Source organism: Bacteroides sp. 51, from assembly GCF_010500965.1.
Lineage (GTDB): Bacteria > Bacteroidota > Bacteroidia > Bacteroidales > Bacteroidaceae > Bacteroides.
This window is the reverse complement of record NZ_QVMI01000012.1, coordinates 26,776-42,128: the sequence shown is the minus strand read 5'-3', so window position 1 is coordinate 42,128 and position 15,353 is coordinate 26,776. Positions and strand designations below refer to the sequence as shown.

The window sequence follows — 15,353 nt, the reverse complement described above, 5'->3', positions numbered from 1 at the left end:
TAACTAAAATTTAATATTTATGAAACAAAAAGCTTGCTTTCTAAAAGCAGTAGGTATTATGCTATTTTCTGTTCTCTTTGCAACGAATGCAGATGCACAGAACATAACAGTGAAAGGAACTGTCACAGATGCCTCTGACGCGATCATCGGAGTATCGGTAGTTGTAGAGGGAACTACCAACGGATGCATCACGGATATAGATGGTAATTTCACCCTTGCTAACGTTCCTGCCAATGGAACTCTTATATTCTCCTATATCGGTTACCAAACTCAGAAAATACAGGTAAACGGCAGAACCACTCTTCTTGTAAAGCTGGCGGAAGATAGTCAACAGCTCGAAGAAGTGGTAGTAGTGGGATATGGTGTACAACGCAAAAGCGACTTAACCGGAGCCGTAGCGTCGGTAAAAGCAGCCGATGCTTTGAAGGGTGTTCCTACCGGCAACATCTCCGATGCGCTGCAAGGCCGTATGGCAGGGGTATCCGTATTGTCTGGTTCGGGCGATCCGAGTTCGGATAATACCATTCGTGTACGCGGTATTAACTCTATCACCGCCGAAACCGGACCGCTGGTGGTTATTGACGGATTTATCGGTGGTTCAATGAAATCACTCAACCCTTCGGACATCCAATCCATTGAGGTATTGAAAGACGCATCGGCAACTGCCGTTTACGGTTCGCGCGGTGCCAATGGGGTGATCCTGATTACAACAAAAACGCCGGCGAAGGACAAACTTACTGTCTCTTTTAATGCTTTTGTAAACTTCAAAACGGTATCCAAATATCCGGATAACCTTTCTACGTATGATTATGCTCAGTTGGTCAACGCCCACGCAACGGAATATGACGGTAAGGGAAACAACCATTACTACAGCAACGAGCAGTTGGCTGCATTCAAGAGTGGCAAAGAAGGTTACAACTATTCGAAAGAGATTTTCCAGGACCCGGCGCTTGTGCAGAACTATGAAATGTCTATTGCCGGTGGTGGAGAGAAAACGACTTTCCTGGCCTCTTTGAGATATGAAAACAACGAAGGTGTAATTAAAGAATCAGAGAATAGTATTTATTCCTGGCGCTTGAAAATGGACACTCAAGTTAAAAGCTGGTTAAAGGCAGGAGTGAACATGTACGGCCATTTCAACCAATCATCCAAACCACGTATCTCTGATTACGACGGTCTGATTCAGCAAGCCATGTACTTCCCATCAACGATCAATCCTAAAGATGAAGATGGAAACTATAACAATTTCTTCTTCGACGGAGGTAAGAGCTACAACCCAATGGGAATGATCTGGGAGTCTAAATCTAAAAACCAGACATTGAACAATCGCATTCAAGGCTATGTACACTTCGATATTCTGGACGGACTAAGTTTCCGTTCTCAATTAGGCGTAACCTTTGATAATAGACTGAACCGTTCTGCCGAAAACGATCTGAGTTATTATGCCTTTAAAAACAGCACCAACCAGGCGCAAGCAACCAGTCATTTCAATGTGGGTTGGCTGAACACCAATACGTTGAGTTATATCAAAGAATTCAATAAGAACCATCGTATCAATGCGACCGCTGTTTTTGAACAATCTTATGGTGATGATTATAACCATACCAGCACTGCTTCAGAAGTAGACTTCATCGACCAATTGGGATATAACGCCCTGGGATGGTCGGCAGCCGATCTTTCACGCGTATCTTCCAACCGCACCAAAAACACGTTGATGTCCGGAATGTTGCGCGTAAACTACGTATTGATGAATCGCTATATGATAACCGCTTCTATCCGTGCCGACGGTTCGTCTCGCCTGGAAGATACCTGGGCTTATTTCCCATCTGCTGCTTTGGCATGGAACATCAAGGAAGAAGCCTTTATGCAGAACCTCAACAGTCTGAGCCAATTTAAACTTCGCCTGGGTTACGGATCAGTAGGTAATCAAGCTGTGTCGGCTTACCGTATCTACTCGGCCATGACACCTGTTACCAGTGGAGGAACCACCACGTATACAGTAGACAGACCCGCAGCACCTTATCTGAAATGGGAACGCAATGATCAGTTTAACGTAGGGATAGATTTGGGATTCTTCAATAACCGCCTGACTGTTAATGCCGACTGGTACACCAAAATGTCTAAAGACATTCTATTGGAAGTAGCCCAGCCTCCTCATATGGGATATAGCGCATTGCTAAAGAACGCAGGTGAGATAAAAAATACAGGTATTGAGTTAACCATAGGTGCCGATCCGGTGGTTACCAAAAACTTCAGTTGGCATACAGACGTTACGTTATCGCACAACAAAGGAACGTATGAAAAGATTCCTACTTACAACAAACGTCAGCAACAAGCCGGTAATTACGCAAATCAATTGTTCCAAATGATTGAAGGCGAAAAGCTGGGAACCTTCTGGGGCTATAAGTTTGATGGTATCTGGCAAGAGAATGAAGTAAACGCTCCTTTTGTAGATGCTAATGGCAATACAAACGGAAAAACCAACGGAACAGTATATAAAGTTGTAGCCGGTAACTCCAAATATGTAGATGCCAATAAAGATGGAGTATACAATGATGATGACCAGGGTATTATCGGTTGCGGCCAACCCACATTCAATTGGGGATGGAACAACACCTTTAATTACAAGAACTTCGACTTTTCTTTCTTCGTAGTAGGTTTCCACGGCTTCGATATTTACAATGCTACGCGCCAGATGGGATATAATACAGTTAGCGGACAGAACTTCGCTGCTGTAACTCCAATGAAAGACTGGCTAAACCGTTGGACTCCAACGAATACAAATACCAACGTACCGGGCTTTGTACAAGGAGGAACCGAAAGTAAGATTTTTAGCGACCGCTTTGTTGAGAAAGGAGACTTCATTAAGATGAAGAGCATTACTTTAGGATATACACTGCCAATCAGCGTTTGCCGGAAGTTGGGCATAAACGACCTGCGCGTGTATGCATCTGTACAGAATCCTTTCCAGATAACAGACTATGATGGACTGGACCCTGAATCGACATTAGGTTCTCCACTGGTTCAAGGTGTAGACTGGGCTTCTTATCCGAATAGCCGCAATTACTTAATTGGTTTAAACTTTTCATTCTAATGTTTAATATATTGAAAGAAAGATCTAGTATGAGAAAAATAATATATACAGCAATGTTGGCAGGTGGTATGCTTATGGCTACTTCGTGCGTGGATTTAACACAAGAACCTCAGTCGTTTGTTACTGAAGAAGACTACATCGCTTTGATGGATCTGGAAGGATTCGAGAAAGCAGTCTCAGGACTTTACACCGACCTGTGGCAGGGTAACTATGGTTTTAACTGCCGTATGCAGATTTTAAGTCTGGGTGGAGATGATATTATGCACTCGCCTACCAAAGCGAACAATGCACATGGATATATGGACAATCTGAGTCCAAGCCTAAGCATCAATGCAGCTAACTTTACCACTTCCTGGGAGTATTTCTTCAAGGTTATTAATAATGCCAATAAGCTGATTAATAACGTAGGAATACCCGAAGGAGATTTGAAAGCAAAATATCAGGAAGCCCTGGGCGAAGCCTACTTTATGCGCGGATACGCTTACTTCTGCCTGGCTCGTTTGTATGGCGATTTGCCTCTTATCCTGAATCTTGCCGATGCCGACGGACAGATGCCGCGTACTCCGGTTGCAGAGATTTACAGCGAGGCCATTGTTCCGAGTCTGGAAGAAGCGATTAAACTGTTACCCTCAAAGAGTCGCTCCGGCTTTAGCAACACAGCCTCTAAGTGGGCAGCAAAAGCGTGTCTGGCCGAAGTATATATAACAATGGCAGGCTGGCCACTTAAAAAAGGACAGGAATACTACAGCAAAGCGGCAGAAGTAGCGAAGGATATCATTGATAATTCCGGGCTGAAACTAACCGCCAAATACGAAGACCTATGGAAAGAGGCTAAAAAAACAGAAGCCAACGAGCATATGTTTGCTATACACCACGATGCGAAACAGAAAAGCGCCAGTAACTACGGTAAATCGTATTATCCAAAAGATTACATTCCTGCCGGATGGGCTGACTACTATTCCGAAGAAAAATTCTACCTGGATTACCCCGACGGTGCCCGTAAAGATTGGAACTTTATGACCGAATGGCTGACCGGAACGGCTGCTAACAGCAAATTAACTCATTACTCTGAGAGTACCGACGGACTGCCTGCTATCTCAAAATACTATGATTACGACAATGGTGCACCCGCCGCCAGTGCTCAATCCAACGGAATAACCTCGATCTATCGTTATGCCGACGTATTGTTAATTTATGCCGAAGCTTCTGTAAAAGCCACTAATACAGTGAACGCTACAGCCGCTAAAGCCCTGAAAGACATACAAGAACGTGCAGGTTCGTCGGTAATAACCAATACGACCGATCCGGTAGCTTTCGAAAAAGCGGTATTTGATGAGTATGGATGGGAATTCTTTGCAGAAATGCGCCGTTGGTTCCAGATTGTCCGCTTAGAGAAAGTAGCCGAAGTGAACCCAACCAAATGGAATAACTCATTGTTCCAGGTAAACAATCATTATCTGATGCCTATACCCGAAAACTCAGTCCTATTGACGGGTTGGAAGAATAATGCAGGGTATTAAACTATATATTCGGAGCCTGTTCAAACTTACCCCATATTTTTTGAACAGGCCCTTAATAATTGATTTTAATTAATAAGCTTAACACATCTGTTATGTTGTAGGGGCGGTTCGCGAACCGCCCCAGCATCCCCCTCTTTATTAATTATGGAAAGAAGAAGGCGTGTTATAAGTCAATGAACCCTTACATGCAAGATAATAGAAAGCGACAAGGAGAATACCGCACTGGAAGCTTCTTACAGAAATACAAGGAGACATGATGTAAAGGTATAGAATACATAGATCGACGAACTGGCTTAGGCATGAAAAGACCCGGGTGTTTTGCACTGAAACACCCGGGTCTTTCGTATCCATACACCCGGGTCTTTCTGGTTAAAACACCCGGGTCTTTTCAGGCATCTCCCGGTTTGGCAACAAAAGGAATGGCACACCTCACTGGGTATGAGCCACTTATATTCAAGAAAGGACAAACTGCACGCCAATCAGTCCGCCCACGCCTCCGCATCAGCGAATGATACTTATGATACTAGGATGTGACTTCTGCTCGAAACGTCATATTCTACAAATCCCTGTCCATCGGCTTTCGGGAAGCCTGTGTTAGATATGACACTTTTCTCGCGGAAAAACTTTATGTATAGCTGTAGGGGAAAGAGAGAGGAGGAAAGTCACAAATCATACAATTCATCACCCACTATTGTACAAACATGTTGAAGGAAGGAGGAATGAAACAGCGATTTATTTACCTTTGCTACTATCCGTTAACTTAAACACAACAGGTTATTATGAAAAAGAAAAACATGTTAATGCTTGCTTTATGCTTCTCTGCTACTGCTTCGCTGTGGGCACAGAAAATCGACAACCTGGTCGAACTGAAACAGCAGTCAAAGAACCCTTTATTCCACCATCTGGCCCCCGCCCCCAAAGCCCCGGCTTTTGAATGTGAAGATTACTGGAGCTGGGGAAGCTCCGTGGTAAAAGGCGGCGACGGTAAATACCACATGTTCGTTTCGCGTTTCCCGAAGTCTTTACCTTTTCATCCGGGTTGGATGGTGGCCTCGGAGATAGTACACGCCGTATCCGATGTGCCGCAAGGTCCTTATCAATTCAGCGATGTGGCATTGCCCGCGCGAGGCGCTCAGTATTGGGACGGACGTTCTACGCACAACCCACGCATATTGAAACACAATCAGAAGTATTACCTTATATATATGGGTTCTACCCATCCGTTTGCCGACCCGACTTACAACGAACTGACCCTTACCAGCCCTTGGTGTATTGTCGCACGATCAAATAAACAGATCGGTCTGGCTGTTTCCGACTCCCCTTACGGTCCGTGGAAGCGAGCAAATCAGCCGATACTTGGTCCGAAACCCGAAACATTCTACAGTTTCTTTACTTCCAATCCCTCTCCGGTGATTCAGGAAGACGGTTCTGTGATGATGATATTCAAAGGACGTGCACATACGGAAAACGGTAAATATTCCGGCATGTCGCTAGGCATAGCCTATGCTCCCTCTATCGAAGGACCTTACACGGTATTAAACAATGACCAACCCATATTTCAGGTCGACGGACAGGGAGAGGCGGAAGACCCTTTCTTGTGGAAAGGTGCAGCGGGTTACCACGTTATATTCAAAGACCATGTAGCCAAATATACAGGTGAAAGAGGAGGAGGCGTTATGGCTCACTCAACAGATGGGATAAACTGGGCGGTAGATAAAGACCCGAAAGCCTATTCCAAAACAATAGAATGGGAGAACGGAGAGGTAGCCATGCAAGGTCAATTGGAGCGTCCTTTTATTCTTTTCGAGAACAACAAACCCACCCATGTATTCTTCGCTACGATGGATGGGCCTGGAGAGTTTGAAAACGGAACCCGTTCCTGGAATATGGTTATTCCGTTAAAATAATACTTCTTCTATGGCAGAACCGGATAAAGGGTCCGGTTCTCCCCGTCTACCGGATACAGTGCTTTCTCTTGCTTTAATCTGGCGGTCATTTTCTTGAATAATGCTTTTACCTGTGCTGTATTTGTTGCTGCCAGGTCATTATATTCAAACGGATCATCTGCCAGGTTGTAGAGTTTGCACGAAGGCGACTCCGGAGTCTCCGGATGATAGTAGTATATCAGCTTCCAATCTCCCTTCCGGTAGGTTGTGAAATAGCTTCCCCGGTGTTCGTGCGGGAAGTGCATCAGAAAATCATCGCGATGCCTGCTGTCTTTCTTTCCCTGCAACAGGACTTTCAGATCGTCCCCATCCAGTATATGCCCTTTGAGAGTCTTAACGCCTGCCGCGGAAAGTATAGTAGGATAAATATCCATCACCGTACCCATTTGCGTCTGGATTATATTGGAAGCAATGGGATAGGCTTGCTGAAATGAATTGTTGCTATCGGGGAGCGCCCAACTGGCTATGAACGGAACGCGTACTCCCCCTTCGTACTCAGAGCCTTTTCTGCCGCGCAGCGGGGCAGACGAACCATGATCGCCGGAGTCTCCCAAAGGAGCATCGCCTCCGTTGTCGCCTAAAAACAGAATCATGGTGTTTTGTGCGATACCCAACTCTTCGAGTTTATCCAGAATATCGCCCAATGATTTATCCATGCCTTCTATCAGCGTGGCAAAAGCTTTGGCTTGCGGATCTTTATCGGAGTTCTCGTAGTGGGCAATAAAGCGCTTATCTACTTCAAAAGGAGAGTGGACGGCATAATGTGACATATTCAGAAAGAAGGGACGCTGTTCGGCCACGGCTTTGGTTATTTCTTTCTGGGCTTCGAGCGTCAGTGCATCGGTCAGGAAGGTTTCGGTTCCATGATACTGTTCCAGGTCCGGAACGGCTCTTTTCCGTTGCCCTTTGATCCAGCCGTATCCGTTTTCTCCGTAATAGCTTCCCGGATGGCCAATGGAGGAACCGGATATATTGATGTCAAATCCCAGCTTAGTAGGGTCTTCTCCTTCACTATTCATACAGCCGAAGTGTGCCTTTCCTACATGGATGGTTTTATATCCGGCTTGTTGCAACATAAGCGGGTAGGTCGGGTCCTGAGGGGTTAAGCCTTCCCAGTTCCAATCGGCCGGTCCGTATGGGGTGCGGTTGTTGGTTTCTGCGTTAATCCAATTGGTAGTCTGGTGCCGGGCGGCATTTTGTCCGGTCATAATAGAGGTACGCGAGGGTGAGCTTACGCTCTGGGCGTAAAAGGTAGAGAAACGGGTGCCCTGATTGGCCAGGCGCTCCATGTGGGGAGTCCGGTACCAATTGTTAAGGGGTTGTTTTACAGGGTTTCCCTCGCGGTCGGTCAGGAAAGGGACGGAGGTGTCCATGACGCCCATATCGTCTACCAGAAAGACGATGATATTGGGTTTATCTTGTGCAAAAGCAGAAGATAGACCCAGGAAACAGGTACCGCACAAGGAGGCGGTAATGCGTTTGGTTAAATGATTTATGTTGTTTGGTATCATATTGGTTTTTGTTTAATTCAATTCTATATCATAACTCGCTCCGTCCTTACACACAACCTCAATCACCGTCTGCTTTTTCCCTGCGGATACCACACGACAATTGGATGTTTCCGGAATATTCCACTCCCCTTTCAAGGTAACGGTAACAGGAATCTCACCACTTTCGTCACCAATCCAGGGACGTGAATAAATACTGCGTTCCACGCGTTTACCGTTCTCATCGAACAACTCATCACTAGGACCCCGATAAAGAGCCAGATCGGGCTGGCATACAGTCAGCGTAACCTGCTCCTGATGCTCCCGAATCATGACCAGACAAGAAGTATCTGCCTTAAGCAATAATCCTTTAGGTAACTTATCCGGAGTTTCAAATAGAACATACGAAGTGATTCCCTCTTTATCGGAATGAACAATGTGCGCTTTCCTATCGTGTTGTAACACCTTATATGTAGGTTTGCGGGCGAAGGCATTCAACTGCTCAGCTTCCGTTTGGGGGAAAACAGCATATTCGTAAGCAGCCTTTTCGGGTGCTTTACCGTGATCAATTACCAAAGACACCCAATCGCCCTGCGTTTCCTTGCCCGTGTTCTGTCCTAAAGAATATTGCGGGAAGTTCTTTTCGAGAGTTGCCCGGACAGGAACATAATATCCGGTATGTAAGTGATCCATCCATACTTTACCCTGGGCCTGATAATTATTCCAATAGTCTTTTGCCTGTTCGTCGGCAACCGTTAATTGAAAGACCGTCGTTTCTGTGGAATATTGATCGTTTCTGTTTTCAATATCCGAACCTAAACAAACAATCATATTACCCAGAAAATGGAAAGACTTGCGCGCCCGGTGTGTACCGTTATACTTATCATGTTCGTGCAACTTCATGCCGAAATTACCATTGTTGTGGAGTTGCGTCAGTCCCCCGGCGAAAGCCTCATCAGAGTATAGCATCTCTTCTATGCCCGAGTAAGAGTCAACATTCAGCACCTTCGCTCTTAGTTCGGGGATGGGCAGATGAATAGCCGTTGTACCCGGCATTCTACCCCAATCGAATCCATTCTCTTGCCAACCGCTGGTTAGTGGAGTCACTTCCTTACCGACAGGTGCTGTGAGTATCTGCATACTGCCATGTGCCAGGTAACGGCCATAGAAATTAGCACCTATATAATGCTCGGCAGCCCACAGATAGCGGGAATGTCCGCGTACTACTGCCGACCAATTGCTGCGGCGTTGTACCGATACACACCCGTATCCCATCGCAATATTTCCCTGTGGATCGGCCTCGGGAGTATACCCCCCGCCTGTCAGCAACCGGATCATTTGCTCCTCACGCTGATTGGCTACCTGAGGCATATATTCAGGATCACTTTGCGTAGCATTTGATGTTCCTTTCATTAATCGCAGGTAAGCCCCGGCCATTTCCGGATCTATATCTTTTTTACCATCGGGAGTACCCGATACGGCCATCAAAGCATATTGAATCGGTATCAGTTTTCCTTTACCATCCGGATGTCGACCGGACAGGGCAAGCGGGAAATTCCGGGTGTTGCAATAGAATCGCATAGTTAACAATACATTCTTTACGGTCTGATGTCCCAGCCCGGACACCGCAAATTCCGTATGGTTCAACAGATAGATCATGTTGGTAGCCCCATCCAGTCCACCTACCGCATAGGCGGGATAGTGATTGCGATGATGGAAGGCGCCTCCATCTTTTTTGAAAGCTCCCGAAAGTCCCAAAGCCGGGAGACAGCCATTGTCTATCCAACGGGCGAATGAACGTAGATATTGTAGTTTTTCAGGTGTATCCTCCATCATCAGGATACTGGCAATCCGCCCGGTAGTTTGGGTGTTAAAGGAGTCCATATCAATACCGGTCACGGTTGGTTTCTCGTACACTTCATTGGTGATGGCATACCACTGCATGGCGCGTTCGGCATCAGTTAGCTTACCTTCTTCAAGCAGTACTTGTTTCATAAGGAAGTAGGAAGTGTAGATGTTACGGAAACTATATCCGTAGTGCGTAAAATTGCCCCAACAGCTTCCGTAGGCTACTCCCTGGTCGGTAATGTGGTCGTACATGGAGAGGAACATCTGTTTTAGTTCGTCTTTCGTTTCGGTATTTGATGCATTATGATAGGCTACGGCTATTTTGTACATCAGGTCGAAATAAGCCTTCACCTCAGCTCCTGCCCTATCGATTATGCCTCTCCAGTTGGGGGTAAGTCGCTCGTAAGCCTCGGCAGCACGGGTAAAGAAGATGGGTAAACCGCTGACTTTTCCGTCAGTATACTTTATCTGATAATGTTGGTAGTTACGACGTAAGTCGGCCATCGTTTTATCTGTTAGTTTACCGGGGGTATAGATCAGTTCATGGAATCTTTTCTCGATCAGCGCTATATCTTTCTTTTGCTTTTCGTTGATGGGGGCTAACGGAATGGTAGGTTTTAGCAATGAATGTTTGTACACCACCAACCAGTGGTTCGTGTTTTCTTTGTTGACGAAAGGAACCTGCAAGTCGGCCGTTTGATGGCGATGGTCGGTTTTTGCTGCCGTCAACAAATGGTCAATAAACAGCGTGCCGTTTGATTTGGGGGCGACGATACGGATTTCATCCATTCCCTCTTCGGGTGTACCTTCCATATCGCGTTCATAGCATACCCATGCGGCACGCCATCCTTTGAAGTTGATACCAAACGGAAAGGATGCACAAGGTTTGCCGTTTTTTAAGAAATTAAATTGTATTGTTTCATTGGCAGGCGTTTCGTTATACACCCATACTATAAAGGTAGATAGGTAGAGGTCTTTCCCGGTAGGGTCTTTCTTCTCGAAATGCAAGTCTTTCTTTATAGAAAGCGTTCCTCCGGGTTCAAAAGACCATTGCAGGGAAGACTGCCCATCTTTATAATGATCGGTAGATATGGCAAGCGTAGATCCGGTACCGGAGATATAAACAGGAAGCTGTTTATCTTCAAACGAGAGCAGTCGCTCATTCTCTATTAGTTGGGCTGATAGTTGAACAGGTAGGATGAGTGTTCCTAACAATACAAGGGTAAATAAGATTGGGGGCTTTTTCATAATGGTATTAGTTTTAAGGCAAAGAAAGCCCTTTTTTGGCAAAGGAAATAGAGAAATAGTACAGGAAAAGAGCAAAAAAGTGATTTAGCCGGCATTCTACAGGCAAGAAAAAGAGAGGAAATCCAGTCATCACTATCTCTTAATGAAAAACGAACTACTTCCTAGTAATAATCAAGTTATCATTAGGAGGGAGGCAATACAATTCTGACTATTATATTGCTATCTATTTGTGATATATTTCTCTCGTAACTTTATTCCGGAGATAAGCAAGAATGAGCCTCAGCAAACTCTTGTTTCAGAGCAGAAATAACATCTTTTACACTGCATATCCTATTTGCCAGATGGGCATTTATGCCGGCAAAAGCATATCCTTTTTTCATATTACCTCTGGAAGCATTGTACAATGCTTTCATGATGCAGTAGGGACTTTTAGAGTAATCACAAGTTTTAATACAATGTACCGGACAGTTTTTAGGAACCTCCAAACCAGCTTCTACCCTTTTGATAAACTCCCCGTTAATTGCACGTCCGGGCATCCCGACAGGGCTTTTGATGATGAGAATATCCTCTTCCTGAGCACTGACATAAACCTGCTTGAAGTTCTCGGATGCATCACACTCATTTGTCGTCACAAATATGGTGCCCATCTGTACACCGGATGCTCCGATTTCAATAAAACGATAGATATCTTCGCCCGAAGAAATACCTCCGGCAGCAATAACTGGTATATCTTTAATATCTTTATATCGTTTAGCAATCGCCACAACTTCAGGAATAATCCGTTCCAAAGAAAAAGCGTCGTCCGAGAGTTGTTCTTTCTTGAAGCCCAGATGCCCTCCGGCTTTAGGCCCTTCCACTACGATTGCATCGGGCAGATAATTATACTTAGCATTCCACTTTTCGCAAATCACACTGGCAGCTCGCGCCGACGATACAATAGGCACCAACTTCGTGTTGCTTTCAGGTGTTTTAAAAGAAGGCAGATCGAACGGAAGCCCCGCACCCGAGAAAATAACGTCAACCTCTTCCTCTATTGCCGTCCGGGCCATATCGGCAAAGTTAGACAGGGCAACCATGATGTTAACCCCTATTATACCTTTTGTTTTTTCTCTGGCCAGACGTATCTCTTTCTTTAATCCTAAAATACTATTTTGTATGAAATCGCCTTTCCCCTTATGGACCCAACCGATTCCTGCACAGGAGATTACACCTATTCCTCCTTCATTAGCCACAGCCGATGCCAGACCAGATAGAGATATACCCACCCCCATTCCACCTTGTATGATGGGGAGCTTAACTTCCAGATTTCCTATAAAAAAAGGCTTCATTCTATTTAAAAAATGTATCGTAATTACACTGTATTAGACCCTCATTCTGTGACCTATTGTTTTCAGAAACGAACGGATTGATCTTTGGAAACTATAAAAACCCGATCGTTCTCGAGTTCAAAGGTATGAAAAAGGAAGAATTTAATGCCTGATTTTGAAAGTTTTATGAAATTTTCTATTTAAGCAAGGATAGCAATAAGTAAAATTCATTGCTAGAAATAACACACCACGAGAGTACAAGACGCCTTTGTCCGGTATAAATCCGGACAAAGGGCCATCCTGTCCATTTTAAAGAAATCGACCTCACAGCACTCCTGGAGGGCACCTTTTGCGTTTGCAGCAAACACAAGTTGATGTTTGCTACTTTTTCAATTGTCCATCAACCTTAATAACCTGTCCGGACTTTGTTTTATACGTCACACTATGATCTCCGTTTCTCAGGTTTAATTCACCACCCAGATTGGAGTGAATAATTGCTTCTGTTAGCTTTCCGTCTTTCCATGAAAGATCGACTACGAAACCGCCACGGGCACATAAACCTTTTACGCTACCGGATTTAGAGAAAGCTGTAGGAAGAGATGGAAGCAATTCGATCTCAAAAGCTCCGTTCTTTTTCCTCATCTGGCTTTGGATGAGCATCTCGGCGATAGCTGCCGTGGCACCAAAGTTTCCGTCGATCTGGAAAGGTGGATGATCGTCAAACAGATTGGGAAGGGTTTTATCTCCCAATAAGACAGAAAGAAGTTTAAAGGCACGGTCGCCATCGTGCAGGCGGTTCCACATGTTTATTTTCCATGCAAGTCCCCAGCCCGTTCCACCATCGCCACGGGCAGCAAGGGTTTTACGGGCAGCCTCAGCCAGTTCGGGAGTACCCACAACGGTGATCTGATTGCTTGGGTGTAAGCCGAACAAATGTGAGGTGTGCCGGTGGTGGGGATCTACTTCTTTATAATCTTCCGCCCATTCCATGATACGGCCTGTGGTTTCACTGATCCGGGTTTCCGGTATGCGGGCCAATGCTGCTTCGCACTTTTTGCGGAAATCATTATCGGTTTTCAAGACGTTGCAGGCATCAATGCAATTGGTCAACAGATCGCGGATGATCTGTAAATCCATTGTTGCACCGTATGTAAATTCCGACGTGGTTCCGTCCGGTAAATAGAACGAGTTTTCGGGCGAGTAAGAAGGATTGGTCACCAGTTTACCGGCATAGGCTGTTCCGGCGGGTGCTTCTACAAGAAAATCCATGATGAACTCGGCAGCGCCTTTCATCAATGGGAATGCTCTGTTCTTCAGGAATGTTTTATCGCCCGTATAGCAGTATTGTTCCCAAGGGTGCTGCGCCAGCCAGGCAGAACCCATTGGCCATATTCCTTGTGGACCATCTGCCGGAGCAGTGAATCCCCAGGCATCGGTGAGATGATGTACTACCCAACCTTTGGCGCCATATGTTTCTTTGGCAGTAAGGCTACCCGGCTTCACAAGCATATCCATCAAATCAATCATTGGCAGTTGCATTTCGGAGAGGTTGGTAATGCCCGACGGCCAGTAATTCATCTGGAAATTAATGTTGGTATGAAAGTCGGCATTCCACGGGGCATTCATCTGCCAGCACCACAATCCCTGAAGATTGGCGGGCATACCACCGGGACGTGAGGAGCAAATCAGCAGGTATCTTCCGAATTGAAAGTATGTTTCTACCAGCCCCAAATCTGGTTTTTCGTTCTGGCGAGCTAGACTCAGCCGTTCATTGGTAGGCAGGTTTTTAACAAATGAAGCAACCTCGCCCAAGTCCAGATCCACACGACCGAAATATTTCTGATGTTCAGCAACGTGAGCGCTTTTCAGGTTATCGTATGATTTACGAACCACTGCATTGATCACGTCGGCACATTTCTTTACCGGATCTTCTGAATATGTTTCAATGCCTTTTGTCCGATTCTCCATACCGGGATAATTCGTAGCGCCTGATATGTACAGCGTAAGTATATTCGCACCTTCTACAATCAATACAGGCTCATCGTCCGGAGCGTTTTTAACATAGACCTTTCCACCAGATGTTTCTGCCTGTACTTGCGAGGCAAAACTTATACCAAGACGGTTATTCTCTTTATTTTTCGCTCCCGAGCCGATACGTCCTTTCATTAGTAAAGCATTCGTTCCCAATGCTTCGGTTTTGGCATCTTGTGCTCTTCTTAATGCCAGCGAGAGGTTTATTTTGTTCGTTTTATCGGCTGTAATACGCATGACAATCACGTTGTCGACAGGCGAAGCAAAGTATTCACGTTTATATCTGACTCCATCGGCCACGTACTCAGTGGTAGATATAGCCGTATTGAGGTCAAGTTTCCTGACGTAGTCTGTAGCATTCAGCTGTGGAGTGTCGAACCATACTTCGCCCAACGATTGGTATGATTTAATCCTCGATGGTTGCCCAAGCATGGTTTCCGCTGCCAGCTTAACGGCTTCTTTATTCTTATCTTCAAACAGCAAACGCTGAACCTCGGGCAATGCACCCAATGCTTTTGGGTTATTGGCATTTACCGGAGCGCCATCCCAAACAGTATTCTCGTTTAGCTGGATTCTTTCGTCGGCTACGCCACCAAATACCATAGCGCCCAAACGACCGTTCCCTAATGGAAGCGCTTCTTCCCAAACCTTGGCAGGCGCTGTATACCAAAGCAGGTTCTTCCCTTCGGGGACCCTTGAAGTTCCTGACACTGTGGCGCGATCAGGCCATTTCGCTGTTATAGCCGTACGACGCAAACTGGCGTTGGCTTGATCAGGATTATCTTTTACCTCATCTTTTGACCATACAAATGATGATAATATAATTAAACTACATAAACTCAATAAAGAGTGAAAAGTCTTTTTCATGGTAA

General features: G+C 45.4%; 7 protein-coding genes. 3 read left to right on the top strand and 4 right to left on the bottom strand.

Annotated features, from left to right (window positions below; all coding sequences use genetic code 11):
- The first annotated feature begins 19 nt into the window (after positions 1-19).
- From D0T87_RS11030 to D0T87_RS11015, 3 genes are all read left to right on the top strand, one after another.
- Positions 20-3,094: a TonB-dependent receptor gene (locus D0T87_RS11030; RefSeq protein ID WP_163175186.1), complete on the top strand. Its 3,075-nt coding sequence runs from the start codon at positions 20-22 to the stop codon at positions 3,092-3,094.
- 29 nt (positions 3,095-3,123) lie between these two features.
- Positions 3,124-4,614 (top strand): RagB/SusD family nutrient uptake outer membrane protein, encoded by a 1,491-nt coding sequence (locus tag D0T87_RS11025; protein WP_163175185.1) that lies wholly within the window; start codon positions 3,124-3,126, stop codon positions 4,612-4,614.
- A 779-nt stretch (positions 4,615-5,393) separates the two neighbouring features.
- Entirely contained in the window at positions 5,394-6,521 is a 1,128-nt protein-coding gene (locus D0T87_RS11015; RefSeq protein WP_163175183.1) for a glycoside hydrolase family protein, read from the top strand.
- Positions 6,522-6,529: 8 nt separating this feature from the next.
- Here the strand turns inward: D0T87_RS11015 and D0T87_RS11010 are convergent, their stop codons facing one another.
- The 4 genes from D0T87_RS11010 to D0T87_RS10995 all read right to left on the bottom strand — a co-directional run bounded on the left by D0T87_RS11010 (position 6,530) and on the right by D0T87_RS10995 (position 15,348).
- Positions 6,530-8,071: a sulfatase gene (locus D0T87_RS11010; RefSeq protein WP_163175182.1), complete on the bottom strand. Its 1,542-nt coding sequence runs from the start codon at positions 8,069-8,071 to the stop codon at positions 6,530-6,532.
- 12 nt (positions 8,072-8,083) lie between these two features.
- Entirely contained in the window at positions 8,084-11,146 is a 3,063-nt protein-coding gene (locus D0T87_RS11005) for a chondroitinase family polysaccharide lyase (protein WP_370526844.1), read from the bottom strand.
- A 248-nt stretch (positions 11,147-11,394) separates the two neighbouring features.
- The gene (locus D0T87_RS11000; RefSeq protein ID WP_163175180.1) at positions 11,395-12,471 is read right to left on the bottom strand and encodes a nitronate monooxygenase family protein; all 1,077 of its coding nucleotides are present in this window, start codon (positions 12,469-12,471) and stop codon (positions 11,395-11,397) included.
- A gap of 360 nt (positions 12,472-12,831) precedes the next feature.
- On the bottom strand, positions 12,832-15,348 hold the full coding sequence (locus D0T87_RS10995; protein ID WP_163175179.1) for a glycoside hydrolase N-terminal domain-containing protein: 2,517 nt from the start codon (positions 15,346-15,348) through the stop codon (positions 12,832-12,834).
- Between the last annotated feature and the right edge of the window lie 5 nt (positions 15,349-15,353).

Coding starts and splice junctions, on each gene's coding strand:
- D0T87_RS11025 (WP_163175185.1), top strand. CDS start 3,124: ATGAGAAAAATAATATATACAGCAATGTTGGCAGGTGGTATGCTTATG.
- D0T87_RS10995 (WP_163175179.1), bottom strand. CDS start 15,348: ATGAAAAAGACTTTTCACTCTTTATTGAGTTTATGTAGTTTAATTATA.
- D0T87_RS11015 (WP_163175183.1), top strand. CDS start 5,394: ATGAAAAAGAAAAACATGTTAATGCTTGCTTTATGCTTCTCTGCTACT.
- D0T87_RS11000 (WP_163175180.1), bottom strand. CDS start 12,471: ATGAAGCCTTTTTTTATAGGAAATCTGGAAGTTAAGCTCCCCATCATA.
- D0T87_RS11010 (WP_163175182.1), bottom strand. CDS start 8,071: ATGATACCAAACAACATAAATCATTTAACCAAACGCATTACCGCCTCC.
- D0T87_RS11030 (WP_163175186.1), top strand. CDS start 20: ATGAAACAAAAAGCTTGCTTTCTAAAAGCAGTAGGTATTATGCTATTT.